Raw genomic sequence first — 25,396 nt, 5'->3', positions numbered from 1 at the left:
TATCTATTTCGAAATCAATCTAAATCAGAACAAGCCGTGAATCACGCCTTCTGCGTCCACATCAATTTTCTCGGCAGCCGGAACTTTCGGCAGACCCGGCATTTTCATCATATTGCCGCACAGCGCAACGATGAAGCCTGCACCGGAAGAAACGGTAATGCCGCGCACGGTAATGCGGAAGCCTTCGGGGCAGCCCAACAGTTTGGCGTTGTCGCTCAAAGAGTATTGGGTTTTCGCCATGCAGATCGGCATTTTGTCCAAGCCCAGTTTTTCCAGTGAAGCGATTTCGGCAGACGCTTCCGCGCTGAAATCAACATCTTCCGCGCCGTACACTTTTTGGGCAATCGCACGGATTTTGTCTTTAATGCTCAGCTCAACATCGTAGGAGAAATTGAAGTTGTTCGGTTGGTTTTCGATGGCATTGACAACTTTGTGAGCCAAGTCTGCACCACCCGCGCCGCCTTTGCCCCATACTTCAGTCAGGGAAACTTCAACGCCGTGTTCCGCGCAGGCTTTTTCAATCATGGCCAACTCGGCATCTGAGTCGGACACAAAGCGATTGATGGCAACCACCACAGGCAGGCCGAATACGTTTTTCAGGTTGGAAATGTGTTTCAGCAGATTAGGCAGACCTTTTGCCAAGGCTTCGAGGTTTTCTTCGCCGAGGTTGGCACGCTCCACGCCGCCGTTGTATTTCAAAGCGCGGACAGTGGCCACGACAACAGCCGCATCAGGTTTCAAATCTGCCAGACGGCATTTGATGTCGCAGAATTTTTCCGCACCCAAATCCGCGCCGAAGCCTGCTTCGGTTACGGCATAATCGGCAAGGTGTTTCGCCAAACGGGTGGCCGTTACAGAGTTACAGCCGTGGGCGATGTTGGCAAACGGGCCGCCGTGTACAAAGGCCGGAGTACCTTCGATGGTTTGCACCAAGTTAGGCTTAATCGCATCTTTGAGCAATGCCGCCATCGCGCCATTCGCTTTCAAATCTTTGGCATAAACAGGGCTGCCGTCTTTGGCGTAGGCAACAAGGATGTTACCCAAACGCTCTTTCAAATCGCTGATGTCTTTGGCAAGACAGAATACCGCCATCACTTCAGAGGCAACGGTAATGTCAAAACCATCGGGACGCATCACGCCGTCAACAGGTTTGCCCATACCATCGATGATGTTGCGTAACTGGCGGTCGTTCATATCGACCACGCGACGCCACAGCACGCGTTTCGGATCGATGTTCAACTCATTGCCTTGATAGATATGGTTATCGAGCATGGCGGCGAGCAGGTTATTCGCCGCACCGATGGCGTGGAAGTCGCCGGTAAAGTGCAGGTTGATGTCTTCCATCGGCAAAACTTGGGCATAGCCGCCGCCTGCCGCACCGCCTTTAACACCAAACACCGGACCCAAAGAAGGCTCGCGCAGAGCAATAACCGAGTCTTTGCCGATATGGCGCAATGCGTCCGCCAAACCGATAGTTACAGTGGTTTTACCCTCACCCGCAGGAGTCGGATTAATGGCGGTCACCAAAATCAGACGGCCTTGTTTTTGCGGCAGCTTGAATGCCTCGGCAGGATTGATTTTGGCTTTGTAATGACCATAGGGCTCGATGTTGTCAACGTTCAAACCCAGCTTGGCGGCAATTTCACCAATCGGGCGCATGGTGGAAGACTGGGCAATTTCAGCATCGGTTTTGAAGCTCATGATTTTCCTTTATTGAGAGAGGGAAAGGCCGTCTGAAACAATATAATAAAGACGGCTGGAAGAAAAAGAATATTAGTTCTATTATAGCGTTTTCCAAAGACAAACCGCAGTGAAAATTTCGATATTTCATCAACAAGCGGATTCATATTGTCAACAATTTGAAACAAAGGAATAAAACATGAGCAGCAACGCATGGCTGTTTTGGGCATTAGCATCGGCAGGCTTCGCCTCATTGACCGCCATTTTCGCCAAAATGGGTTTACAGGGTATAGATTCAGATTTCGCCACCTTTATCCGCACCTTGGTCATTCTCGCCGCTTTAGTACTGTTTTTAACCTACACCGGCAAATGGCAGGGCGTGAACGGCTTTACTGGCCGCAACTGGACATTCCTCATCCTATCCGGCCTTGCTACCGGCGCATCTTGGCTTGCCTACTTCAAAGCCCTGCAACTGGGCAACGCCTCGCAAGTTGCACCCGTCGACAAATTCAGCCTGGTCTTGGTCGCCCTGATGGCCGTTGTTTTCTTAGACGAACGCCCAAGCACGCAGGAGTGGATAGGCTTAGGCTTGGTAACCGCAGGCGTATTGACTTTGGCTTTGAAACGATAAAGATTGGGACATCAAAAAGGCCGTCTGAAAAATTTCAGACGGCCTTTGCTTTGCTTCAAACAATCAGCTCACAATTAATTTGAACCGACTTTGATTTTTTGCCACAAGTTGACAGACAGTTTTTTCGCATCTGCGCTCATTTGAGGCATGACGAAACCGTCTTTCATGTCTTGCTCGTTCGGGAAAATAGAGCGAGTATTCACCAGCTCTGCAGGCATTTTTTCGCGTGCAGGTTTGCTGGCAGGTGCGAAGGTTACGGCGATACCGTTTTTCGCAGCCACTTCGGGATCAAGTGTGTAGTTGATGTATTTGTGGGCATTGACGATGTTTTTCGCATCGGCCGGAATCAGCCAAGATTCAATCCAGAAGCCCATGCCTTTCGGCGTCAACACTTCAATGCCGACGTTGTTTTTCACTTCTTCGGAACGCGCTTTGGCCAAGTTCAAATCGCCGCCGTTACCTGCCGCCAAGCAGATATCGCCGCGCGCCAATTCATCAATGATGGAAGGGCTGAAACGTTTCACATCAGGACGGATAGACTTCAACACTTCCGCCGCCGCTTTCAAATCTTCAGGATTCGAGCCTTTAGGATCTTTACCCAAGTAATTTAACAAGATTGGGAACATTTCGCTCGGGGTATCCCACAAAGCGATGCCGCAAGATTTCAGCTTGTTGGTGTATTCAGGTTTGAACAGCAAATCCCAGCCGTTTTCAGGCAATTTTCCGCCTAAAAGCTCCTTGCCCTTCGCCGTAATCGCAATCGTATTCACACCTGAGAAGTATGGAACGGCGTATTGATTGCCCGGGTCGGCGGTTTCCAACATCTTCAGCAATTCAGGGTCGATGTTTTTATAGTTCGGAATCAGATCCTTATTGATTTTTTGGTATGCACCCGCCTCAATTTGGCGCGGCAGGAAGGCAATACCGGGCACAACCAAGTCATAGCCGGATTTGCCGGTCAGCATTTTGGCTTCCAGCGTTTCGTTGTTTTCATACAAATCGTAAGTCAGCTTCAAATTGTTGGCTTTTTTGAAGTCTTCGACTGTACTTTCGTCAACGTAGTTTGACCAGTTGTAGATATTCAAAGTATCGGTAGCGGCTGCCTCGGCATTGGCAGCAGGCGCGCTGCCTGCTTGAGGTTGCTCGGCTTTTTTCTCGCCACCGCCGCACGCGGCCAAAGACAATGCGGCCAATACGGCTAATACAGATTTTTTCATACGGGCAGATTCCTGATGAAAGAGTGGTTAATGTCAATAAATAAGAAACCCTGCACCCCATAAACACCCCGGCGCAGAGTTAGGCTATTGTAATGGAAACGTAAGCAAACGAAAAGCAATATCCATCTGATTTTTATTGAAATAAGGCAAAGCAACATCATCTTTTTCCCAAAAGCGTTGCACCGGCTGTCGTTTTTGGGCAAAATACGGCTGATTTGCGCGCGTTTATAGAGAAAAAGCTTGCATATAAGGAAATCTGTCTTTAAAATTGCGCGTTTACAGAATTTATTTTTCAGGAGATATTCAATATGGCAAACAGCGCACAAGCCCGCAAACGTGCCCGCCAGTCGGTTAAACAACGCGCCCACAACGCCAGCCTGCGTACTGCATTCCGTACCGCTGTGAAAAAAGTGTTGAAAGCAGTTGAAGCCGGCGACAAAGCTGCTGCTCAAGCAGTTTACCAAGAATCCGTTAAAGTCATCGACCGTATCGCTGACAAAGGCGTATTCCACAAAAACAAAGCAGCCCGTCATAAAAGCCGTCTGTCTGCTAAAGTAAAAGCTTTGGCTTAATACTGACGCAGATGCCGGAAATCCTGACAACCAAAGCAGGATAATCGAGCTGATACGATGCCCCTGAGGTCTTGCCTTTCAGGGGCATTGCCGTATTCTATAGCCCAAACCGACTGAATAAACCTATTTACCCTTTCATCAGGCCGTCTGAAAAACAACGGAAACTCTCATGAACAAGATGTTGAAACATTCCCTAAGTATCGGATTCATTGCCGCAGCCCCGCTGGCCGCCGCCGATACCGCCCTACACTGCACCACCATTCAAGACAACGCCACCCGTTTGGCGTGTTACGACAACATCTACTCGGCGCAACTCCCCCCTCAATCCCCACTGCCGCAAGCGCAAACCGAAACCGTCAAAACACCGGTTGACCTCGAAAAAAGCGTGCGCAAGAGCATTGAGAAAAAAGAAGCGGCCATCGTATTCGACAACCCTACCCATCCGAATATTTCAGACGACGTATTAAGCGAAACTGCCGACAGCTACACGCCTTTAAGCCTGATGTACGATTTGGATAAAAACGACACTCGCGGCCTGTTGAGCGTACGCGAGCACAACCCTATGTACCTCATGCCCGTTTGGTACAACAGCAGCCCCAACTACCACCCGGAATCCCCCAGTCGCGGCGTAACCACACAGGAAAAATTCAGCGAGCAAAAACGCCTCGAAACCAAAATGCAGGTTTCCTTCAAAAGCAAGATTGCCGAAGATTTATTCAAGACCCGTGCCGACGTATGGTTTGGCTACACCCAAAAATCCGACTGGCAAATCTTTAACCAAGGCCGCAAATCCGCTCCGTTCCGCAATACCGACTACGAGCCTGAAATCTTCATTACCCAACCCGTTAAAGCAGACCTGCCTTTCGGCGGCAAACTGCGCATGGTTGGCGCAGGTTTTGTTCACCAATCCAACGGTCAAAGCCGCCCCGAATCACGCTCATGGAACCGCGTTTACGCCATGGCCGGTATGGAATGGGGCAAGCTGACCGTTATTCCTAGAGTTTGGATGCGTGCCTTCGACCAAAAAGGGGATGACGATGACAATCCGGACATCAACAAATACATGGGCTACGGCGACTTAAAAGTCCAATACCGTTTCAACGATAAGCAAAATGTTTATTCCGTCCTGCGTTACAACCCGAAAAGCGGACGCGGTGCCGTTGAAGCGGCCTATACTTTCCCCATCAAAGGCAAACTCAAAGGCGTTGTCCGCGGCTTCCACGGCTACGGCGAAAGCTTGATTGACTACAACCACAAACAAAACGGCATCGGCTTCGGCCTGATGTTCAACGACTGGGACGGTATCTGATTCCCTCATATTGTTTCAGACGGCCTGTGCAATCAAAGCGGCCGTCTGAAACAATAAAACAAAACAAGCCATTCGTTTAAAATACTCGTTTCCTAGCGTCCAAACGCGTATAATGCAAAGTTTGGGCAAAACTTGCCGGAATGAAACAAAGATGACAGAAGCCGCAGCCGAAAGCGGAAAAATCGCCAAGGCTTTAAAGAAATACCTTATTACAGGCGTGCTGGTTTGGTTGCCGATTGCCGTAACCATCTGGGCGATGAGCTATATCATCTCCGCCGCCGACAAACTGATCAACCTATTACCGGAAAGCTGGCAGCCCCAGCATTTCTGGGGATTCAACATACCTGGCTTGGGCATTGTTGCCGCCACCGTCGTCTTGTTCGTTACCGGCGTATTCGCCGCCAATGTATTGGGCAGACGGATTCTCGGCGCATGGGACAGCCTTTTGGGTCGGATCCCCGTCGTCAAATCCATCTACTCCAGCGTTAAAAAAGTTTCCGAATCCCTGCTCTCCGACAGCAGCCGCTCGTTCAAAACCCCCGTACTGGTTCCCTTTCCGCAACCGGGCATTTGGACGATAGCCTTTGTTTCTGGCCATATTCCCGACAAACTCAAAGGCAGCCTGCCGCAAGATGACGACTATATTTCCGTTTACGTCCCAACCACGCCCAACCCGACCGGCGGCTATTACATCATGGTTAAAAAAAGCGACGTTCGCGAGCTGGACATGAGTGTGGATCAGGCATTGAAATATGTGATTTCACTGGGCATGGTGATGCCGGATGAAATACAAATTAAAACCATCCAAGATAAAAAAACTGATAGTTTATAGCACTTATTAATCAAATTCTTAACAACAGAATAATGCATAAATATCTATTAATCATAATATTTAGCCTATCCCAAAAAATATAACCACTAAGGAATTACCACAAAGCTCGCACTTACTAATTCATAATGACTGGCAACCTACACAGACTGCGAACTTACTAGAAGTATCTAAATATGATTGAATGTAATAGCAATTTTGCGATTTTTTGGAAACGTAGTTATTATAAAGCGGAGAACTGCGCGGTAACTGGAATAGCTCCCTACATATTTAATTTCAAAGATATTTAGGAAATACTTTAAGCATGGTTACACAAGGCAAAGAGAATGACTCACACAACCATGCCAATATCATTGCCACAGCACTAATCCGTAAATAAATCTCCTCACATTTTACTCACAGGAATAATCATGAAACGGGAAATACTATCTATTATTTTTCTAGCTACATATAGCTCACTAGCATTTTCATCAGGGGAGCTTTCATGCAAAAAAATCATACCCATTAATGTAACAGAGGGTTGGAAAAGGAATTGTACTTATCATGGCTCATCTATAAATGAAGCTTATCAAGAATATCGCAATCTAACTCAAAATCTAGGCGAGGCCCCAAACGTTCTTCCAAATAAAAATCGTCGATATAAAACTTCTAGAAATGAAGTAGAAATTAATATTAATTGGAAAAATAAGAATCATGTGTTTGTAGCACAGACTTATCCCGAAGCCGAAAACTCAGGAATGGAAGTAGGCTTTAAAAAAATTAAAAATGTGATTCAAATTACAGAAATTGGTTGGACACCATAATTACCAATTTCTTAGTTATAAATTAAACACTTCAATATATAAACAAGGAAATAATATGCGTACCAACTATTGCGGCCTTATCAGCGAGCAATACTTAGACCAAACCGTTACCGTCAAAGGCTGGGTACACCGCCGACGCGACCACGGCGGTGTGATTTTTATCGACCTGCGCGACCGAGAAGGCATCGTTCAAGTCGTTATCGACCCTGATACTCCGGAAGCATTTGCCGCTGCCGACTCTTCCCGCAACGAATACGTTTTGAGCATTACCGGCCGCGTGCGCAACCGTCCCGAAGGCACGACCAACGACAAAATGATTTCCGGCAAAATCGAAATCCTTGCCAAAGAAATCGAAGTCTTGAACGCTGCCGCTACACCTCCGTTCCAAATCGACGATGAAAACATCAGCGAAAACGTTCGCCTGACCAACCGCGTTATCGACTTGCGCCGTCCTGCCATGCAACGCAACCTGCGCCTGCGTTACCAAGTGGCCATGGGCGTTCGCCGCTACTTGGACGCGCAAGGCTTCATCGACATCGAAACGCCGATGCTGACCCGCTCCACTCCGGAAGGCGCACGCGACTACCTCGTGCCAAGCCGCGTTCATCCGGGCGAATTCTTCGCTCTGCCTCAATCTCCACAATTGTTCAAACAATTGCTGATGGTGGCCGGTTTCGACCGTTACTACCAAATCACCAAATGTTTCCGTGACGAAGACTTGCGTGCCGACCGTCAACCTGAATTCACTCAAATCGACTTGGAAACCTCGTTCTTGAACGAGGATGAAATTATGGACATCACCGAAGGCATGGCCAAACAAGTCTTCAAAGATGCTTTGAATGTAGATTTGGGCGACTTCCCACGCATGCCTTACTCTGAAGCCATGTTCTACTACGGCTCTGACAAACCGGACATGCGCATCAACTTGAAATTTACCGAGTTGACCGACCTGATGAAAACGGAAGAATTCAAAGTCTTCCGTGGCGCAGCCGACATGAAAGGCGGCCGCGTGGTCGCTTTGCGTGTACCGAACGGCGCAAAATTCAGCCGCAAAGAAATCGACGAATACACCAAATTTGTCGGGATCTACGGCGCGAAAGGTCTGGCATACATCAAAGTAAACGATGTGAGCAACCTCTCCAACGGCGAAGACAGCGGCCTGCAATCTCCAATCGTCAAATTCCTGTCTGAAAACGCCCTGAAAGAAATCATCGAGCGTACCAGCGCGCAAAACGGCGACATCATCTTCTTTGGCGCAGACAAAACCAAAGTTGTGAACGAAGCCATCGGCGCATTGCGTATTAAAGTCGGCTTGGAACACGGTAAAGACAACGGCTACTTCGTAGACGAATGGAAACCTTTGTGGGTTATCGATTTCCCAATGTTCGAATACGACGAAGAAGCCGACCGCTACGTAGCCGTACATCATCCGTTTACCGCGCCTAAAGAAGGTCATGAAGACCTGATGGTTTCCGACCCTGCAAACTGCCTGGCTCGTGCCTACGACATGGTATTGAACGGCTGGGAAATCGGCGGCGGCTCTATCCGTATCCACCGTGCAGACGTACAAGAGAAAGTGTTTGCCGCGCTGAAAATCAGCCCTGAAGAGCAACAAGAGAAATTCGGTTTCCTCTTGGACAACCTGAAATTCGGTGCGCCTCCTCACGGCGGCCTTGCATTCGGCCTCGACCGTCTGGTTACCCTGATGACCGGTGCCGAATCTATCCGCGACGTGATTGCCTTCCCAAAAACACAACGTGCACAATGTCTACTGACCAATGCACCTAATGTGGTCGACGACAAACAACTTCGCGAATTGAGCCTGCGTCTGCGTCAGAAAGCAGTTGAAACAAAAGAAGCGTAATTTATCGGCTTAACCTTTAAAATATCAAGGCCGTCTGAAATTTTTGAAATTTCTTTCAAATTTTACAGACGGCCTTTCTGTATTTTAGTCGTTTATATATAATCAACTCATAAACTGTTTTATTTTAAACGTTCACTTTAATGACGTTAGAGTATAAAAAACAACCGTTTGTAAGAAAAACAAACAAATAAGCTCCACAAGCACTATCATGACTGTTACAACAATAAAGGAACCAAACAATGTTTCTGATACTGACGGGGCTGATACTGACTTTTTTTATTTTGTTGTTTATTATTACTTCAATTATTCACAAAAAACAGTTTGCCTATAACACACACCAAGACTATAACTATCCCTCCCTTCCCTCTACCACGCATGCTACCCTCAAGGGTGGCAGCCTGACTTTACCTGCCACTATCAGCGGGCAAGATACCGTTATTGCCAAAATCCGTATCAAATCCACTTGGGCAGGATTGCTGGTATTGCCTTTTGTGGAAACTATTTCATCCAAAGGCAAATGGAAGCAATATTTCGAATACGGCGCAAAAGGCGTGCGCTATATCAATCTGAGCGACACCTTCTCCGACAGCGACAAAACCGTCCGTTTAGAAGGCAAATACCTGACTTTGGCCGATCAAGAAATCGAACTCTCTGTTTATCCGCGTGAAAACCTCGACGGCAAAAAAATCCTTGTCCTCGCGCCTCATGCTGACGATGCCGAATTAAGCGCATACGGTTTGTATGAAAAACACGCCGCCAATTCAATGATCTGCACCTTAACCGCCAGCGAAGGCGGCAGCTTCCACTATGGCAATCTTTACAGCACATGCGACTGCGACACCCAGGCACAATATCTGCAAAAAGGCCGGATGCGCGTTTGGAACAGCCTGACCGTTCCCCTTTTGGCCGGTGTGCCGTCTGAAAACATCCTGCAACTAGGCTACTTCGACAGCACTTTGACCGCCATGCGCCAAAATCCGGAAAAAGAGATTAAATCGACCAAAATCGATACGGCCGATGTCGATATTTTCCGCCGTGCCAATACCTCCCCATTGGCGAAACACCTCAAGCCCGGCTCGACTTGGACCAGCTTGGTAGACAACCTTGGCTATCTGATAGAAACGTTCCAGCCGGATATTATTGTGACGCCGTCCCCCAATATTGATGCGCATCCCGACCATCAACATACTGCGCTGGCCACCATCGAAGCCCTGCGCAAAATCGATTACCGCCGCGGCAATCTGTTTTTGCACACCATACATTATCTGAGCGACGACTTCCCTATCGGCAAAGTAGGGTCTTCCCTCAGCCTGCCGCCATCCTCCGAGCAACCGTTTTACTTCCAAAGCATCTATTCCCATCCTTTGGATAAAGAAGAGCAAAACCGCAAACTTCTCGCCCTTGATGCCATGAACGACATCCGCCCCAATTCAGACGGCTATATGCGTTGGAGCACCATGATATTCAAAGGCTTCAACAAACTGCGGCACCACGTTCTCCATCTCGACAAAGACTTGGTCAACCGTTTTGTCCGCAGCAACGAATTCTTCTATACCGTCCCCATCAGTGACTTGTACCAAGAAGAGACGCTGAAACAAATCACCTATCAGGGTAAAACCCAATAAATCACAAAGGCCGTCTGAAAAAATATTTCAGACGGCCTTTATCACACCAAATCAAAACAATAAAATCACCGCATTACAACGAAAAACACCAAGCCCAAATCCAAACGCGACAACCCAAGTTATAATAAAACCCTTCCCACACGTCCCACATCATCATGCCGATTTACTTCATCGCCGATTTGCACCTGAGCGAATCCCATCCTCAACTGACCGCACTCTTCCAAAAATTTATCCAAGAAAAAGCCGTTCATGCCCAAGCCGTATACATTCTTGGCGACCTTTTCGATTTTTGGATCGGCGATGACGAAAACAGCCCTTTGGTTCAAACCATCAAACAAACCATCCGCAGCCTGACCGAGCGCGGCATTGCCTGCTATTTTATCCATGGCAACCGCGACTTCCTCATCGGCAAAGCCTTCGCCCGCAATACCGGCATGACCTTACTGCCCGAGTACGCCGTTATCGACCTATTCGGCACACCCACCCTGCTCTGTCACGGCGACACTCTCTGCACCGACGACCATTCTTATCAAAAATTCCGCCGTACCGTCCATCAAAAATGGCTGCAACGCCTGTTTCTGCTCCTGCCGCTCACACTCCGACTGAACATCGCCACCAAAATCCGCAAGCAGAGCAAACAGGACAAACAACACAAAACCGCCGACATCATGGACGTCAATCCAACCTTTACCCACGAAACCGTCCAACGCTTCCACACGCCCCTACTCATCCACGGCCATACCCACCGCGAAAACATCCATCGCAACGCCGATTACACCCGCATCGTACTTGGCGACTGGCGCGACAATTACGCCTCCATTCTCGAAGTCGATGCCGAAGGCTACCGTTTTATCGCCTTATAAAACATCAGGCCGTCTGAAACCGGTTTCCCGATTGTTCAGACGGCCTGACTGACAAACATCCTCAAACCGTTTACGCAAACCAACCGCGTATCCGTTCCAAACCACCAAAGCGCACACACGCATCTGCATTCGCTTCAGTTTTCGGTTTCGCCCGATAAGCAATGCCGAATCCCGCCTCCCGTATCATCGGAATATCGTTCGCACCATCGCCCATCGCCACCACCTGCCACGGAGCCAAACCCAGACGTTCACGGTATTCACGCAACAAATCCGTCTTAGCCTGCGCATCGATAATCCGCCCTTTCAGACGGCCTGTCAGCTTGCCGTTTTCCACTTCCAACACATTCGCAAAATGGAAATCCAAGCCCAAACACCGTTGCAGACGTTCTGTAAAGAACGTAAATCCGCCCGACACCAGCATAAACTTCACATCATTCCGTTTGCACTCTTCCAATAAAAATTCCGCGCCCGGCGACAGCTGCAACACATTCTCGTACACCTCTTCCAACACGCGCTCGTCCAAACCGGCCAGCAAAGCCACACGCTTACGCAAAGACTGCTCAAAGTCCAGCTCGCCGCGCATCGACTGCTCCGTAATTGCAGCCACCTCATCCTTCAGCCCGACACCGGCCGCAATCTCATCCACACACTCAATCGTAATCAGCGTCGAATCCATATCACTGACAATCAGTCCCAAATCAGCAAAAGCCACATCCGGCAACACCGCACCATCTATCTGCTGCGCAATCAACGCCGCACGCATCTCGCCCGTCAATTCAAAATCATCATCAACCGGCACACGCAACATCGACTTTCCTAATGGCGCAGACACCAAACCGCCAAACGCCGACCAGTCGCAAGCGCCCAAATCCCCATGTTGCAACACCAAAACTTTCTTCATCTCATTCTCCTCATACCCCAAAACCTTTGCAAACATATCGGGTACACATTCAGCCTAAAACCCCGAAACCGTATTTTTGCGAAGGCCTTAAAAATCCAAAACAGCATTATAGCCGAACAACCCCGGCAATTTTCAGACGGCCTAGAAACAAATTCAGCTAGAGCTACCAATACTAATATCTACATCAACAAGCCAAGCAATTACTCAAAAAGTTGATTTTAGGCAAACCGACTAAAAATTTTTGCCAGTAACAGGCAACTTCTGTTGATTTTTCTTACAGTTTCGATATAGTCACTTATAGCTAGTTTGGTACTACTCCTTATATCTAGCTTTCATTGCATTACCACCTCCATTCGTTGCCAACGGCTCCCCTTCCGATGGCAACCTTTTTTTGGCCCAATGGTTTAACAATATCAAAATTGAATGAAATAAATGATTTGTAAATTTATATTTAAAAACAAACCCTTCCTCATCTGCGTACGCATTTCATGCCTTTCAGCTATTTTATCAATCAGTTTGAAGAAGGCCTCACTTTAGTTCAACTCGGTTAGTCAGAAGGTTTCAGCTTCCCCCCGACTCAATCAATATGGCCATGTACACACACATCAGAGTAATGCTCAGAGTATGGCTGCTCCCAATCACTGATACCTGCCGTTTTAATTGTTCTTAGCCTATCCTCTATTACCATCATCTCAGAATTCGATCCCTATCTGTTAGCTCACTGAATTTGAATGAAAAAATTATTTAAATGTTAAAATGTGCAAAGCACTTGCTTTCAACTCTAACAAGGAATATAGTACCAAGTAACTAGTTCTTATTGATGAGAACTACTCCTTGGATATTTGCCTCCGGTTCTCCAACCCGGGGGCATTTTTTTGCGTTTTTATTTTGTGTTCGTGTGGATAGGATAAAGACGAAACACCCACCACAAATCAACAGACAAATCGAACCGCAAACTGCGTTTTCCAAACGCTCAGGCCGTCTGAAACCCGCTCTCGAATATTATTCATGCTATATTTCAGACGGCCTGTTTAACCGTCCCTTGCAAAGCTTGGCACAAGCACCGCTGATCGACTGCAATTAATTACTATATAATCAAACGCATTGTTACCCCTACAAAGGAGCCACACCATGACCACAAAAATTAAAATTGGTATCGTCGGTGCAACCGGTTACACAGGCGTTGAATTGTTGCGCCTGCTCAGCAGCCACCCCAACGTAGAAGTCATTGCCGTCACCAGCCGAAGCGAAGCCGGTATTGCAGTTGCCGACTACTTCCCCAGCCTGCGCGGCATTTACGACCTTGCATTCCAAACGCCCGAGGATGCCGGGCTTGACCGTTGCGACCTCGTATTCTTTGCTACGCCCAACGGCGTGGCCATGAAAGAAGCACCGTCCCTTGTCGAAAAAGGCGTACGCGTGATTGACCTGTCTGCCGACTTCCGCATCCGCGACATCCCCACATGGGAACAATGGTACAAAATGACCCATGCAGCGCCGCAACTCGTTTCCCAAGCGGTGTACGGCTTGTGTGAACTTTACAAAGACGACATCGCCAAAGCCATGTTGGTGGCTAATCCAGGCTGCTACCCTACCTGCGTTTCCCTGCCCTTATTGCCACTGCTTCAGGCTGGCCGTCTGAAAGCCAACGCGCCGCTGATTGCCGACTGTAAATCCGGTGTTTCCGGTGCAGGACGCAAAGCCAGCACCCACGCCCTGTTGTGCGAAGCAGGCGACAACTTCAAAGCCTATGGTGTCGGCGGCCACCGCCATCTGCCTGAAATCCGACAAACCCTGTCCGGACTGCAAGACCACGTTTCAGACGGCCTGATTTTCGTGCCACACCTTGTTCCGATGATACGAGGCATGCATGCCACCCTGTATCTGCACCTGCAAGAACATACCGATCCTGAAGCCTTACTGCGCGAATACTACCGCGACAGTCCTTTTGTCGATATTTTGCCTTCAGGTTCGACACCTGAAACCCGCAGCGTGCGCGGCGCCAACCTTTGCCGTATCAGCGTTCAAAAAGCTCCCGAACAAGACGATGTGTGGATTGTTCTTTCCGTCATCGACAACTTGGTTAAAGGCGCAGCCGGTCAAGCCGTGCAGAATATGAACATCATGTTCGGCCTGCCCGAAACCACCGGCCTGACCAATGCACCATTGATGCCTTAAGCCATCCTTATTAAAAACACAAGGCCGTCTGAAACTTTGATTGTTCAGACGGCCTTTATCAATTCATTCACAAACATCACTCATACACCACGCCGGCAAGCATTTCTTCTTCATTCAAGTTGCCGTACTGTTGCTCCCAATCGTGGGTAGCCTCCACCATATCGCATTCTTTGGCGAAGGCAAGCAGCCTGCCGTCCATCTGATCCAGACTCAAACTGCCCAAGCGTTCGCATTCCGAAGCCGTCAAATTACCGTCCGCTTCATGTGCTTCCGAAGATCCGAAAGGCAGGGCAAAAAAACCCAGTACCAACGCCAGTAGCACCCAAAAAATATTTTTACGCGAACGAGTCATTTCACACCTCTCATCATAATCATATAGCAGGTTCAAGTCAGAAAAACTAAACCAAATAAAACCAAACTAAGAAAAATCAAATATAAAACTAGAAATATCGATTTATCTAAGACAAAACGAATAATACTAAGAAAAAATAAAATATGCAATACTTTTTCTTAGATTGAGTAATTTTTTTCTTACAATTTTATAAAAACTAAGGTAAAATACACTCAAATCGTCCAAACCATATAAAAAACATACCTCCATAAAGGCATAAACATGGATACCTTTAAAGACCGCCTGGCTTTCTTATGGAAAGATGAAGCCCGCCAAGCCAAAATTGCCGCCGACATCGATATGACCATCGCCGGATTCAGCCGTATCTGGAACGAAGGTGGCCTGCCGAAATCGGAAACGCTAAAAAAAATCAAACAACTTAAAGGCTGTAGCATAGACTGGCTTTTGACAGGCGAAGGTTCTCCCTTCCCCGATTCCGAAGCCCCAAAAGCCACGGCAACCGACACACTGGGCAACCCTGTCGATATAGACGAATTTGTCTTCGTACCGCGTTACGACATCCAAGCAGCGGCCGGACACGGCCAGCTCGTCGGCGATGAACAGCCCATGTTCGCCATGGCGTTCCGACGCTATTGGATAGAAAATTATGTGACGCGCGACATCAAAAACCTTTCCGTTATCTCAGTCAAAGGCGACTCGATGGAAGGCGTGCTGAATGATGGCGACACCATCCTCATCAACCACAGCCAAACCACGCCGCGCGACGGCCTCTATGTTTTGCGCCTTAACGAAAACCTTTTGGTCAAACGCCTGCAACTGATACCCGGCGGCATCGTCAACGTCATTTCTGCCAACGAAGCCTACCCTACTTTTGAAATCGACTTGAAAAACCCGACCGACGACGTTGCCATCATCGGCCGTGTAGAATGGTTTGGCAGAAGCATCTAAATCTGACATACTGATGCTTGAAATTTCTGCCATACCCTCCATGTAAGCTGGCAGATCCTGTCTGCACAAACTTGCCTTGACTAACGGTTTGCGCGACAATAGTAAAAATATTCATATAAAAGGAATCACATCATGTCAGACGAAAGCCCTATTATCTTTACTGACAGCTGCTGCACCAAAGTTGCCGACCTGATCGCCGAAGAGAACAATCCCGATTTGAAATTGCGCGTATTCGTCAACGGCGGCGGTTGCTCCGGCTTCCAATATGGTTTTACCTTTGATGAAATCAAAAACGACGACGATTTTGAAATCCAGAAAAACGGCCTGACGTTCTTGGTTGACCCGATGAGCTACCAATATCTGGTTGGTGCGGAAATCGACTACACCGAAAGCCTGCAAGGTTCTCAATTCGTCATCCGCAATCCGAATGCAGAGACAACTTGCGGTTGCGGTTCGTCCTTCTCCGTATAAACAATCCGTTTTTGCCATAAAAAACAGGCCGTCTGTATCTTCAGACGGCCTTTTGTGTGAATTTATTTTAAACAATATCAGATTTACCTTATAATAATAATATCGGGCGTGAATATTTACTCTACAATAGACATAACATTGGACATGCATATTGCCATATAAATAAAAAATCATTGTCCAGCCGATTAACGACACAAAGGCACCCCCTATCCGGTCTGCCTCAGACTGCGGCCTCTGTTTTTGCCTGCATCGCAAGCCAAAACAGCTCAAACACAATAACAAAACCTTAGGCTAAACCCATTTGGTTGACGCAGTCGAAATACTCATGGGATATCAATGAGCAAACAAGAAAAATTTTTCGACGTATACGTTTCCTATCCGCCGAACACGGATAGGGAGCGCATCCATGCCTGCCTGTATGACAACCTGCCTGAAAACGAAGTCGAGAGCCTGATTCAAGCCTTGGCCGAGCGTCCGCAAGCCATTGTGGCCGAAAAATGTACCCAAGACGAGCGCGAAAATGCGCAGCATTACTTCAGCTATTTGGGTTTGGACGTGATCGTCCGTCAGGCTATGGAGTTGGAAGCGGTCGAAGAAGAACCCGTGTTGGCAGTCAACACTCCCGACCCTATCCAATGCCCAGTCTGCATGACGATTATCGACGAACTCGACGCACAGGAATGTAAAACCTGCCACTTTGATTTGACAGAAAAAAATGAGCTGGCCATCCAGCGCAAGCGCATTGAATGGCAGGAAAAAATCTCTTTCGAGCATAAAAAACAAACCGAAATTGCCCATAAGCTCAAATATGAACGTGAGCAGGAAGAGAAAAAACTGCGTAAAAAAATCCGTGCCGAATTGGAATCCCAATTACGCGAAGAGTTAGGCCAAAATCCTGAGCTGGCCGCACTTGCAGCGAGGAAGAAAACACAGTTTCTGCTTACAATGGCTATTGTATTCGCCGTTTTGAGCCTGCTTGCACTCGGCTATATAGCTGCAAAATTCTTCTAAACCGATTCAAAAACTTAAGGCCGTCTGAAAACAGATTTTCAGACGGCCTTTTATTTCCTTATTGATTGAGCCATTTCAATCAAGCCTCTTGCACATCAACGTCCACGGACCATCTGATTTTACCGTCGCGGTTTTGCTGCAACACCTGCACCCACAAACTCACGGCGCGGTGCAAATCCTGTCGGGATGTCGATTCGAGGAAAATTTGCGCACGTTCGCGTTCGGCAAGACGTACCATCAGCATGGGAGCGGCGCCAAACTGGGAGACGCTTTCAGGCAAAAGTGGGGCGAGGGTTTCTTTGGCGGCGTTGAGAAATTCCATCGCATCGGCAACGCGCGGCGCATCGGCGCGGACGGCGGTCTGAAAACTGAAGGGCGGCATGGCGAACATTTGCCGCTCGTTCAATTCGTTTTCGGCGAACACGGCGTAGTCCTGCGCTTTGACGGCGGCGAAGACGGGATGTTCGGGCAGTTGGGTCTGTATCAACACCTTGCCGGGTTTATCGGCTCGCCCCGCCCTGCCGGACACTTGCATCAGCTCGGCGAACAGTCTTTCCGGCGCGCGGAAGTCCGCGCTGTACAGGCTGCCGTCGGCGTTCAACACGATAACGAGGTTGAGCCGCGCAAAATCATGACCTTTGGCAAGCATCTGCGTGCCGACCAGAATGTCGATTTCGTTGTCGGCGATGCGGCGGTACAAATCCGCCCAGTCGTTTTTGTGCGCGGTACTGTCCCTGTCGACGCGGACGACGGCGGCCTTGGGCAGGAAGGCGCGCAGGGTTTCTTCGACGCGCTGCGTGCCGTGGCCGACGGCGGTCAGATCTTGGTTGCCGCAGTCGGGGCATTTGTACGGGATGGGTTCGCGGTGATCGCAGTGGTGGCAGCGCAGTTGGCGGGCGCGTTGGTGCAGCACCATTTTGGTGGAGCAGTTCGGGCAGCCGAAGGTATGGCCGCAGTCTCCGCAAAACAGCGCGGGCGCAAAGCCGCGCCGGTTGAGGTACACCAGCGACATGCCGCCTGCTTCAAAATTCTGTTTCAAAAGCTGTAAGGCTTGCGGCGAGAAGCCATTGTCTAGTTTCAGACGGCCTACGTTGAGAATGTCCACTTGCGGCAGTTGCGCGGCGGTATGGGCGCGTTCAGTCAGTTGCAGCAGGCGGTACGTGCCGCTTTGCGCCTTGTACCAACTCTCCAAGCTGGGCGTGGCGCTGCCCAATATGATGGGGCAGCCGCTCTGCTTCGCCCGCCACACCGCCAAATCGCGGGCGTGGTAGCGCAATTCGTTGTCTTGTTTGAACGAGCCGTCGTGTTCCTCATCGACCACAATCAGCCCGACATCATCCATCGGCGTGAACACCGCCAGCCGCGTGCCGATCACCAGCTTCGCCTGCCCCAACATCGCGCGCAAATAATCCTGCGTGCGCTTGCCTGCCGCCATCTGGCTGTGCAACACGGCAGTCGGTACGTCGGCAAAACGGTTTTCCACCCGCTTCAAAAGCTGCGGCGTGAGGTTGATTTCCGGCAACAAAAACAACACTTGCCGCCCCTGCGCCAACACTTTCGCCATCGCATCGAAATACACTTCGGTCTTGCCGCTGCCGGTAATGCCGTACAGCAGAAACGGTTGAAATTTACCGAAGGCCGTCTGAATTTCATCGGAAGCCTTCTGCTGGTCGGCATTTAATACAAACTCAGAGTACGAAACCTGCCCATTGCACGACCTTAAAACGGACTTTGCCGCTTCCGTCGTTTCAATCCAACCCTGCTTCACCCAATCTTCGATTAACTTCGCCGCCTGCGCATTCATCTGCTTCAACGCCGCCATCGTCATTCCGCCCGACAGCAACGCGTCCCATAAAGCCGCTTTTTTGTTGAACCGAGCCGGCGGCGGCGTTTGCGCCCTGCCCGCTTCGTTCAGCGCGTAAAACAGCGGCGGCTGCGGCATTTCCACCGCGCGCGTTTCCTTCAAACCCTGCGGCAGCGCGACAAACACTGCCTGCCCGGTCGGATAGTGGTAATAACGCGACGTAAATGCCAACAAATCACGCCAGCTTTGAGGCAACGGCTTTTCTTCCACAAAGGCCGTCTGAACGCTCAAAATCCGCGCCGTATCCATATCGGGCGCGATATCCGTTTCCCACACAACCCCGACCACGGTTTTATTGCGGAAAGGCACAAGTACCCGCGTTCCCGGAGGAAGCGGCTCGGAATGGGAATAAGTCAAAAGGCCGTCTGAAAGCGGCACGTTTACGGCAATACGGTGGTAGAACATACAAACAATCAAATCATTTTTTCGTATTTTAACAGCCGAAAGCTATTTTCAGACGATAATTTGAGCCTGAGTACAATGCAGACATGACAGAGGTTTGATACAATGCCTTACTTTCAACACACGCAAGTCTCTCGCATGAAAACCAAGTTAATCAAAATCTTAACGCCGTTTGCCGTCCTTCCTTTGTTGGCATGCGGTCAACCTGCCGTATCCAACGCCAACGCGGCGCCTGCACAGGCTGCCAAAGCGGAAGCGCCTGCCGACAAATCTGTTGCCGCTTCTTTGAAAGCACGTCTGGAAAAAGTCTATGCCGCCCAAGATTTGAAAGTTTTGAGCGTCAGTGAAACACCGATTAAAGGCATTTATGAAGTTGTCGTCAGCGGCAAACAAATCATCTATACCGATGCCAAAGGCGACTATATGCTTGTTGGCGACCTCATCAACGTCAACACGCGCCAAAGCATGACTGAAGAACGCGCCGCCGATTTGAACAAAATCGACTTCGCTTCCCTGCCTTTGGACAAAGCCATCAAAGAAGTACGCGGCAACGGCAAACTGAAAGTCGCTGTTTTCTCTGATCCGGACTGCCCGTACTGCAAACGCTTGGAGCATGAATTTGAAAAAATGACCGACATCACGATTTATACCTTCATGATGCCGATTCCAAGCCTGCACCCTGATGCCGCGCGCAAAGCCGAGCTGTTGTGGTGTCAGCCTAATCCGACCCAGGCATGGATCGACTGGATGCGTAAAGGCAAACTCCCAAGCGGCAAAGCAAACTGCGAAAACCCTGTTGCAGAAACCACTTCATTGGGCGAACAATTCGGTTTCAACGGCACACCGACCGTGGTCTTCCCTAACGGCCGCAGCCAAAGCGGTTACAGCCCTATGCCTCACCTCAAAGAAATCATCGAGAAAAACCAGTAATCCGGGTTTAATCTCCATAAAGGACGCTTTACGTGTCCTTTTTTCATGTCGCCTGCCATCAACTACTTTCAGACGGCCTCGATACAGACAAAGATAAAAAAGGACGTGTCCAACACGTCCTTTTTTCCCTTTACCTTACAGGTAGAATTTTTCAATTACTTTCAGGTTTTCATCCAATTTGTACACCAGCGGCTGACCGGTTGGGATTTCCAAGCCCATGATGTCTTCGTCGGAAATGCCTTCGATGTGTTTGGCCAACGCGCGCAGGGAGTTGCCGTGTGCCGCAACCAATACACGTTTGCCGCTCAGAATGGCCGGAGCGATTTGGTCTTCCCAGAAAGGCAGGACGCGCTCGAGGGTAACTTTGAGGTTTTCGCCATCAGGTACGACATCACTAGGCAGGTTGGCATAGCGGCGGTCGTTGTGGGCGGAGTGAGGGTCTTTAGGATCGAGCAGCGGAGGCAGGGTATCGTAGCTGCGGCGCCAGATGTGGACTTGCTCGTCGCCGTATTTTTCTGCGGTTTGTTTTTTATCCATACCTTGCAGCTGGCCGTAGTGGCGCTCGTTCAAACGCCATGATTTGATTTGCGGAACAAACAGTTGGTCGGATTCTTCCAAAACGATGTTACAGGTTTTGATGGCACGGGTCAGAACGGAAGTAAAGGCGATATCGAACTCGTAGCCTTTCTCTTTCAGCTTTTTACCTGCTGCTGCGGCTTCTGCCAAACCTTGCTCGCTCAGCTTGACGTCGCGCCAGCCGGTGAAAAGGTTTTTCGCGTTCCATTCGCTTTGTCCGTGACGGATGAATACTAATTCCATGATAGTTTGCTCCAATGAAGTTTGGGAAAGGGTATTTATATCACACTTTGCCGCCGCGCTGATAACACCGGCGGTTTCTTTTGATATGTTGCAAGTTTGCTTTTAGTCTTCAGACAGCCTTGTCGGAAGGTAAACGTCAAAACGCGTGCTTTTGCCTGTGTATTGATAAGCAGGTTTGCACCCGTCGAGAAATTCGCCCAAGCGCGGGCGTTTGACGACAATGCGTTTTTTGGCGGTATTCAATGCAACGTCCAACAACTCGGCTTCGTCTTGTGCCACGCCGACCAAGTCGTGAAAGTAAGCCATTTCTTTTTTCACGGCGGCGGTTTTGCGACGCTCTGGGTACATCGGGTCAAGGTACACCACATCGGGGCTGCCGTTTTGCGCGGCCAATTCCTGCATTAAATCAACGGCATTGCCGAAGTGCAAAATAATTCGTTGGGCAATCTCCCGTGTTTCTTCACTTTGCCCTGCCCTGTTGAGGCCGTCTGAAAGTAGACAGGCAACGGCAGGATTTTGTTCAAAAGTGTGTACCTTCAAGCCCAACGAGGCAAGCACAAAACTGTCGCGCCCCAGTCCGCCGGTAGCATCCCAGACAGTCGGTTGCGCAGTGTGGTTGACGGCTTTGGCAATCAACTCGCCTCCACCTTTAGTGCGCCGATAATGGGCGGCACCGCCATCAAAATCAACGCGTACACGGCCTTTTTCACCGGCGCGGCACAAGCTGATGCCGCTTTCGTCAGCAATAAGGAAACTGCCTTCTTCAGGCTGTCGGTCGATAACGGTCAGCCCGAACGGCTCGGCAAGGCTGCGAAGTTCGGCGGATGCGGTTTCGTCAAAATAAATCTTGTACATAAGGCTTATGTTTCAGACGGCCTTGAAAATTCAGGCCGTCTGAACGTTTTAATTGATGTCCAAGCGTTCCATGCGGTAGCGCATAGAGCGGAAGCTGATGCCCAAAAGCTTGGCGGCTTGGGTACGGTTGTAACGGGTTTGCTGCAAAGCCTGCTCGATGATGCTACGTTCCACTTGGTCGAGGTAATCCTGTATCTGCATGGTGCGCGGATCAAACGGCGGAATGGGGCTGTGATTGAGCGTAGTTTCGCGCGCGTCAGGTTCGGCAATATCGTCAAAGGAGAAGCCGCTGCGTTCTGCCTTAACCTGTGGGGCATTTTGAATCTGCAAGTCGTCCACTTGTATCACTTGGCCGACCGTCAGTGCAACTGCGCGTTCGAGGATATTCTCCAACTCGCGGAAGTTGCCGGGATAGCTGTAATGCAACAGGGCTTCTTGGGCTTTCGGGCTGAGTTTGTAGGTTTGATTGCCGTGACGGTGTTTATACAGCAGATACAGAATCAGCGCGCCCAAGTCTTCGCGCATTTCGCGCAAAGGCGGCATGTGCAGGGAGACAACATTGAGGCGGTAATACAAGTCCTGACGGAATGCTCCACTTTCAACCAAAGCTTCGAGGTTTTTATGGGTTGCACAAATAATGCGCACATCCACAAAGGTTTCCCGCGCATCGCCGATACGGCGCACGGCTTTTTCTTGAATGGCGCGCAGGAGTTTGACCTGCATGGCAAGCGGCAAATCGGCAACTTCGTCAAGGAACAAAGTGCCGCCGTCAGCGTGTTGGAAAAAACCTAAACGGTCTTGATCCGCGCCGGTAAAGCTGCCTTTTTTGTAACCGAAAAATTCGCTTTCCATCAGGTTTTCAGGAATGGCACCACAGTTGACGGCAATAAACGGTTTATCAGAGCGGTCGGACAACTCGTGAATCGTGCGTGCCGCCTGCTCTTTCCCCGTACCGGACTCGCCAGAGATATAAACGGGAACAAGGCTGCGGGCCAATCTGCGAATCAGGTGACGCACTTCAACCATTTGCGGCGAAGTACCCAACAGGCGCGGCATATCGTCCTCGCCTTCCAATATAGGTGCATCTTGTTGCAGAGCAGGATTGATGCTGCCGGCCGAAAAACGCTCTTTTAAGGAATTGAGCCCTTCCGGAACAGTCAAAGGCCGGTTAAATTCGCTCTGTACGCTCTTAGGAGGCGTAACGATAGGCTTGACCGGCTGAGGTTCGGGTTTATACAGGGCGGCAGAAACAGGCGCAGGCTGCGATTTGACTTTTTCAGACGGCGTGGGTTCGACAGTATTATCGGAAACCGATACTGCCGATTTAACCAATGAACGCAACTGCGACAGCGTAATCGGTTTTTGCAGATAATCAAACGCCCCTGCTTTCAAGGCTTCAACGGCTTGGTCGGCATTGCCGAAAGCCGTAATCACGGCGACGGGCGTGTCGAGCATCAACTCGTCGATGTATTGGACAACCTCGAGGCCTGAGCCATCGGGCATACGCATATCGGTCAACACCAGCGAATAATCGTTGTTGTCTAGCCTGTCTTTGGCTTCTTCAACACCAGCCGCAGTATCGACGCGCAGACCCATTTTCATCAGGGTCATTTCCATCAGGTCGCGGATGTCTGCCTCGTCATCGACAACCAAAACCGGCTCTTGCAATTTATTCATCCTGCGCTTGCTCCTTCGGTAAAATCAGTTCAAACCCGTTCATTTCAGGGTGATAATGCAGCTGCCCCATATTGGCGTGTGCCAACTCGCGTGCGACGTAAAGCCCCAAACCGGTGCCTTGTTTTTCGGTGGTGTAAAACGGCTCGAACAAATGATTTCGTACATCGGGCGGCACGCCTTTGCCGTTGTCCGCCACGACGATGGAAATATGCATCCTGCCGCTAGAGCGGATAAGGACGGTAATGGCGTTTTCGTCCTGACGGCTGTGTCGCCACGCATTGTTGCACAAGTTCCACATCACTTGCTGCAAATGCATGGGGTCAACCAATACGGTCAGGTTGTTGCCGTCCATATTCATGCGCAAACAGCCGATGGCATCGGGATTATTCAAGGTAAATTCCTGCTTGAACTCCAACCAAAATTTCATCAGATTAATCGGCTGGCGGCTGATGTTGTCTCGTTTGTTAAGCAGGGATACGTCTTCCAACATCTTGTCGATGCGTTGGATATTGCTGTCGATGATGTTGTAGAGCTTGGCCTTGAGCGGATCTGCCTCATCGCCTTCCTGCAACAAATCGCTGGCATGACGGATGGCGGACATCGGATTACGGATTTCGTGGGCAAGGTTGGCAGTCAACTGTCCGAGCGAAGTCAGCTTGGTGGACATGGCCTCCGCAGCCACTTCACGCAATGAGCGGACGTACAACATCAGCAGCTCGGTTTGCTCCTGAATCAGCGGAACGGCACGGACGTGCATGGCGTGTTGAAAAATATGGATATCGGTTTCAAAAGGTTTGTCGGGTTGACGCTGCCAGCGTGCGACCAGTTCGCCGAACACGATTTCCTGCTGATCGATAATCAGGCTGGGAAAATAGATTTTTGCCTGTTTGTTAAACAGCCACACGCGCTGGGTCGCATCAATCACCACCACCGCTTCCTGTACGCGGTTCAAAACCAAATGGTTCAAGCCGCTGATACGGCGATAGGCCAGTTGATGACGGCTGGCGGACTCTGTGGCCTGCTCCAAATAACGGGCGGCAAACGATGTCAGCATCGCCACCAGATAGCCTGCACCGATCAGCATCGAAGAATTCACCATTGATTTCGCGTCCCAATTAAACGAATCGAAACGCATACTGCCATCTAAAAACAGGTTCAAAATAAACAACATTGCCGTATAACCTGCGTACAACATGGGGTAATGGCCATAACTGAGCAGACACGACGTGGCGACAAACGGCAAAACCAAAATCCCGAAACCGGAAGCCGTACCGCCGGAGATATACACCAAAACCATGATCATGGTGATGTCGACCACGGCGCTGGCATTGGGCAAGTCCAAGGATTGCCACTGCCAGCCCGGGCGGAGCACGGAGAGCATAATCAGGAAGAAATACAACGTTATCCAGATATAAAACTCAACGTCCGGCAACGAAACGCCAATCAGGTTGCCACCTGTGTAGCTGCCGAAAGCGTGCAAAACCAAAAGCGGTAAGACGATGGCTATTCGGGCAATGTTGATTACACCGGGAATCCGCTCCCTCAGATTACCCAGTTCTTGAAGATTGGCTCTGTTCATAAGTGAACCTTTTTTA

General features: G+C 49.6%; 23 protein-coding genes. 14 read left to right on the top strand and 9 right to left on the bottom strand.

Translation table 11 applies throughout. From position 1 onward, the window contains the following. Positions 1-24: 24 nt before the first annotated feature. Entirely contained in the window at positions 25-1,701 is a 1,677-nt protein-coding gene (locus tag HMPREF2560_RS03925) for a formate--tetrahydrofolate ligase (RefSeq protein WP_070608530.1), read from the bottom strand. A 178-nt stretch (positions 1,702-1,879) separates the two neighbouring features. On the opposite strand from HMPREF2560_RS03925, the gene HMPREF2560_RS03920 reads away from it, so the two are divergent. Continuing rightward, positions 1,880-2,311 (top strand): EamA family transporter, encoded by a 432-nt coding sequence (locus HMPREF2560_RS03920; protein WP_003680126.1) that lies wholly within the window; start codon positions 1,880-1,882, stop codon positions 2,309-2,311. 74 nt (positions 2,312-2,385) lie between these two features. Here HMPREF2560_RS03920 and HMPREF2560_RS03915 read toward each other — a convergent pair whose 3' ends face one another. Continuing rightward, entirely contained in the window at positions 2,386-3,528 is a 1,143-nt protein-coding gene (locus HMPREF2560_RS03915; protein WP_049321971.1) for an extracellular solute-binding protein, read from the bottom strand. A 308-nt stretch (positions 3,529-3,836) separates the two neighbouring features. Here HMPREF2560_RS03915 and rpsT point away from each other — a divergent pair, with 308 nt between their 5' ends. The 7 genes from rpsT (at position 3,837) to lpxH (ending at position 11,393) form a co-directional block, all read left to right on the top strand. Further along, positions 3,837-4,100, top strand: coding sequence for a 30S ribosomal protein S20 (rpsT, locus tag HMPREF2560_RS03910; RefSeq protein WP_002212556.1), 264 nt, complete (start codon positions 3,837-3,839; stop codon positions 4,098-4,100). A gap of 169 nt (positions 4,101-4,269) precedes the next feature. Further along, entirely contained in the window at positions 4,270-5,409 is a 1,140-nt protein-coding gene (locus HMPREF2560_RS03905; RefSeq protein ID WP_070608528.1) for a phospholipase A, read from the top strand. Between the two features lie 151 nt (positions 5,410-5,560). Then, positions 5,561-6,241: a DUF502 domain-containing protein gene (locus HMPREF2560_RS03900; protein ID WP_070608526.1), complete on the top strand. Its 681-nt coding sequence runs from the start codon at positions 5,561-5,563 to the stop codon at positions 6,239-6,241. Positions 6,242-6,648: 407 nt separating this feature from the next. Further along, a complete protein-coding gene (locus HMPREF2560_RS03895; protein ID WP_049332338.1) occupies positions 6,649-7,041 on the top strand; it encodes a hypothetical protein in 393 nt (130 codons plus the stop codon). Between the two features lie 55 nt (positions 7,042-7,096). Continuing rightward, the gene (gene aspS, locus HMPREF2560_RS03890; protein WP_070608524.1) at positions 7,097-8,905 is read left to right on the top strand and encodes an aspartate--tRNA ligase; all 1,809 of its coding nucleotides are present in this window, start codon (positions 7,097-7,099) and stop codon (positions 8,903-8,905) included. A 239-nt stretch (positions 8,906-9,144) separates the two neighbouring features. After that, complete coding sequence (locus HMPREF2560_RS03885) at positions 9,145-10,530, top strand: PIG-L deacetylase family protein (RefSeq protein WP_070608522.1); 1,386 nt, start codon at positions 9,145-9,147, stop codon at positions 10,528-10,530. A 155-nt stretch (positions 10,531-10,685) separates the two neighbouring features. Further along, a complete protein-coding gene (gene lpxH, locus HMPREF2560_RS03880; protein ID WP_070734854.1) occupies positions 10,686-11,393 on the top strand; it encodes a UDP-2,3-diacylglucosamine diphosphatase in 708 nt (235 codons plus the stop codon). A 70-nt stretch (positions 11,394-11,463) separates the two neighbouring features. Here lpxH and serB read toward each other — a convergent pair whose 3' ends face one another. Further along, the gene (gene serB / locus HMPREF2560_RS03875) at positions 11,464-12,294 is read right to left on the bottom strand and encodes a phosphoserine phosphatase SerB (RefSeq protein WP_070608581.1); all 831 of its coding nucleotides are present in this window, start codon (positions 12,292-12,294) and stop codon (positions 11,464-11,466) included. Between the two features lie 820 nt (positions 12,295-13,114). Here serB and HMPREF2560_RS11110 point away from each other — a divergent pair. Together HMPREF2560_RS11110 and argC are read left to right on the top strand one after the other, a co-directional pair. Then, a complete protein-coding gene (locus HMPREF2560_RS11110; RefSeq protein WP_141748431.1) occupies positions 13,115-13,378 on the top strand; it encodes a hypothetical protein in 264 nt (87 codons plus the stop codon). 47 nt (positions 13,379-13,425) lie between these two features. After that, positions 13,426-14,472, top strand: coding sequence for an N-acetyl-gamma-glutamyl-phosphate reductase (gene argC / locus HMPREF2560_RS03870; RefSeq protein WP_070608518.1), 1,047 nt, complete (start codon positions 13,426-13,428; stop codon positions 14,470-14,472). A gap of 76 nt (positions 14,473-14,548) precedes the next feature. Here argC and HMPREF2560_RS03865 read toward each other — a convergent pair whose 3' ends face one another. Continuing rightward, positions 14,549-14,824 (bottom strand): hypothetical protein, encoded by a 276-nt coding sequence (locus HMPREF2560_RS03865; protein ID WP_003748371.1) that lies wholly within the window; start codon positions 14,822-14,824, stop codon positions 14,549-14,551. A 261-nt stretch (positions 14,825-15,085) separates the two neighbouring features. On the opposite strand from HMPREF2560_RS03865, the gene HMPREF2560_RS03860 reads away from it, so the two are divergent. The 3 genes from HMPREF2560_RS03860 (at position 15,086) to HMPREF2560_RS03850 (ending at position 17,254) form a co-directional block, all read left to right on the top strand. Next, on the top strand, positions 15,086-15,772 hold the full coding sequence (locus HMPREF2560_RS03860; protein WP_070608516.1) for a S24 family peptidase: 687 nt from the start codon (positions 15,086-15,088) through the stop codon (positions 15,770-15,772). A gap of 132 nt (positions 15,773-15,904) precedes the next feature. Then, entirely contained in the window at positions 15,905-16,243 is a 339-nt protein-coding gene (erpA, locus tag HMPREF2560_RS03855; protein WP_003680162.1) for an iron-sulfur cluster insertion protein ErpA, read from the top strand. A 336-nt stretch (positions 16,244-16,579) separates the two neighbouring features. Further along, entirely contained in the window at positions 16,580-17,254 is a 675-nt protein-coding gene (locus HMPREF2560_RS03850; protein ID WP_004518836.1) for a hypothetical protein, read from the top strand. Between the two features lie 79 nt (positions 17,255-17,333). On the opposite strand, the gene HMPREF2560_RS03845 is transcribed toward HMPREF2560_RS03850, so the two are convergent. Further along, the gene (locus HMPREF2560_RS03845; protein ID WP_070734856.1) at positions 17,334-19,523 is read right to left on the bottom strand and encodes a primosomal protein N'; all 2,190 of its coding nucleotides are present in this window, start codon (positions 19,521-19,523) and stop codon (positions 17,334-17,336) included. Positions 19,524-19,658: 135 nt separating this feature from the next. Between HMPREF2560_RS03845 and HMPREF2560_RS03840 the strand changes: the two genes are divergently transcribed. Continuing rightward, positions 19,659-20,450, top strand: coding sequence for a DsbC family protein (locus tag HMPREF2560_RS03840; RefSeq protein ID WP_070608512.1), 792 nt, complete (start codon positions 19,659-19,661; stop codon positions 20,448-20,450). Between the two features lie 135 nt (positions 20,451-20,585). Here the strand turns inward: HMPREF2560_RS03840 and HMPREF2560_RS03835 are convergent, their stop codons facing one another. From HMPREF2560_RS03835 to HMPREF2560_RS03820, 4 genes are all read right to left on the bottom strand, one after another. Continuing rightward, the gene (locus tag HMPREF2560_RS03835; protein ID WP_003679823.1) at positions 20,586-21,269 is read right to left on the bottom strand and encodes a 2,3-diphosphoglycerate-dependent phosphoglycerate mutase; all 684 of its coding nucleotides are present in this window, start codon (positions 21,267-21,269) and stop codon (positions 20,586-20,588) included. Positions 21,270-21,371: 102 nt separating this feature from the next. Further along, on the bottom strand, positions 21,372-22,124 hold the full coding sequence (locus HMPREF2560_RS03830) for a class I SAM-dependent methyltransferase (protein WP_070608510.1): 753 nt from the start codon (positions 22,122-22,124) through the stop codon (positions 21,372-21,374). Positions 22,125-22,172: 48 nt separating this feature from the next. Further along, positions 22,173-23,801, bottom strand: coding sequence for a sigma-54-dependent transcriptional regulator (locus HMPREF2560_RS03825; protein ID WP_070608508.1), 1,629 nt, complete (start codon positions 23,799-23,801; stop codon positions 22,173-22,175). After that, positions 23,794-25,380: a two-component system sensor histidine kinase NtrB gene (locus HMPREF2560_RS03820; RefSeq protein ID WP_070734858.1), complete on the bottom strand. Its 1,587-nt coding sequence runs from the start codon at positions 25,378-25,380 to the stop codon at positions 23,794-23,796. Before HMPREF2560_RS03820 ends, HMPREF2560_RS03825 begins: the two co-directional genes overlap by 8 nt. Positions 25,381-25,396: the final 16 nt, after the last annotated feature.

This window comes from Neisseria sp. HMSC078H04 (assembly GCF_001838135.1).
Lineage (GTDB): Bacteria > Pseudomonadota > Gammaproteobacteria > Burkholderiales > Neisseriaceae > Neisseria.
This window is presented reverse-complemented; position numbering and strand designations above follow the sequence as displayed.

Coding starts and splice junctions, on each gene's coding strand:
- HMPREF2560_RS03925 (WP_070608530.1), bottom strand. CDS start 1,701: ATGAGCTTCAAAACCGATGCTGAAATTGCCCAGTCTTCCACCATGCGC.
- HMPREF2560_RS03920 (WP_003680126.1), top strand. CDS start 1,880: ATGAGCAGCAACGCATGGCTGTTTTGGGCATTAGCATCGGCAGGCTTC.
- HMPREF2560_RS03915 (WP_049321971.1), bottom strand. CDS start 3,528: ATGAAAAAATCTGTATTAGCCGTATTGGCCGCATTGTCTTTGGCCGCG.
- rpsT (WP_002212556.1), top strand. CDS start 3,837: ATGGCAAACAGCGCACAAGCCCGCAAACGTGCCCGCCAGTCGGTTAAA.
- HMPREF2560_RS03905 (WP_070608528.1), top strand. CDS start 4,270: ATGAACAAGATGTTGAAACATTCCCTAAGTATCGGATTCATTGCCGCA.
- HMPREF2560_RS03900 (WP_070608526.1), top strand. CDS start 5,561: ATGACAGAAGCCGCAGCCGAAAGCGGAAAAATCGCCAAGGCTTTAAAG.
- HMPREF2560_RS03895 (WP_049332338.1), top strand. CDS start 6,649: ATGAAACGGGAAATACTATCTATTATTTTTCTAGCTACATATAGCTCA.
- aspS (WP_070608524.1), top strand. CDS start 7,097: ATGCGTACCAACTATTGCGGCCTTATCAGCGAGCAATACTTAGACCAA.
- HMPREF2560_RS03885 (WP_070608522.1), top strand. CDS start 9,145: ATGTTTCTGATACTGACGGGGCTGATACTGACTTTTTTTATTTTGTTG.
- lpxH (WP_070734854.1), top strand. CDS start 10,686: ATGCCGATTTACTTCATCGCCGATTTGCACCTGAGCGAATCCCATCCT.
- serB (WP_070608581.1), bottom strand. CDS start 12,294: ATGAAGAAAGTTTTGGTGTTGCAACATGGGGATTTGGGCGCTTGCGAC.
- HMPREF2560_RS11110 (WP_141748431.1), top strand. CDS start 13,115: ATGAGAACTACTCCTTGGATATTTGCCTCCGGTTCTCCAACCCGGGGG.
- argC (WP_070608518.1), top strand. CDS start 13,426: ATGACCACAAAAATTAAAATTGGTATCGTCGGTGCAACCGGTTACACA.
- HMPREF2560_RS03865 (WP_003748371.1), bottom strand. CDS start 14,824: ATGACTCGTTCGCGTAAAAATATTTTTTGGGTGCTACTGGCGTTGGTA.
- HMPREF2560_RS03860 (WP_070608516.1), top strand. CDS start 15,086: ATGGATACCTTTAAAGACCGCCTGGCTTTCTTATGGAAAGATGAAGCC.
- erpA (WP_003680162.1), top strand. CDS start 15,905: ATGTCAGACGAAAGCCCTATTATCTTTACTGACAGCTGCTGCACCAAA.
- HMPREF2560_RS03850 (WP_004518836.1), top strand. CDS start 16,580: ATGAGCAAACAAGAAAAATTTTTCGACGTATACGTTTCCTATCCGCCG.
- HMPREF2560_RS03845 (WP_070734856.1), bottom strand. CDS start 19,523: ATGTTCTACCACCGTATTGCCGTAAACGTGCCGCTTTCAGACGGCCTT.
- HMPREF2560_RS03840 (WP_070608512.1), top strand. CDS start 19,659: ATGAAAACCAAGTTAATCAAAATCTTAACGCCGTTTGCCGTCCTTCCT.
- HMPREF2560_RS03835 (WP_003679823.1), bottom strand. CDS start 21,269: ATGGAATTAGTATTCATCCGTCACGGACAAAGCGAATGGAACGCGAAA.
- HMPREF2560_RS03830 (WP_070608510.1), bottom strand. CDS start 22,124: ATGTACAAGATTTATTTTGACGAAACCGCATCCGCCGAACTTCGCAGC.
- HMPREF2560_RS03825 (WP_070608508.1), bottom strand. CDS start 23,801: ATGAATAAATTGCAAGAGCCGGTTTTGGTTGTCGATGACGAGGCAGAC.
- HMPREF2560_RS03820 (WP_070734858.1), bottom strand. CDS start 25,380: ATGAACAGAGCCAATCTTCAAGAACTGGGTAATCTGAGGGAGCGGATT.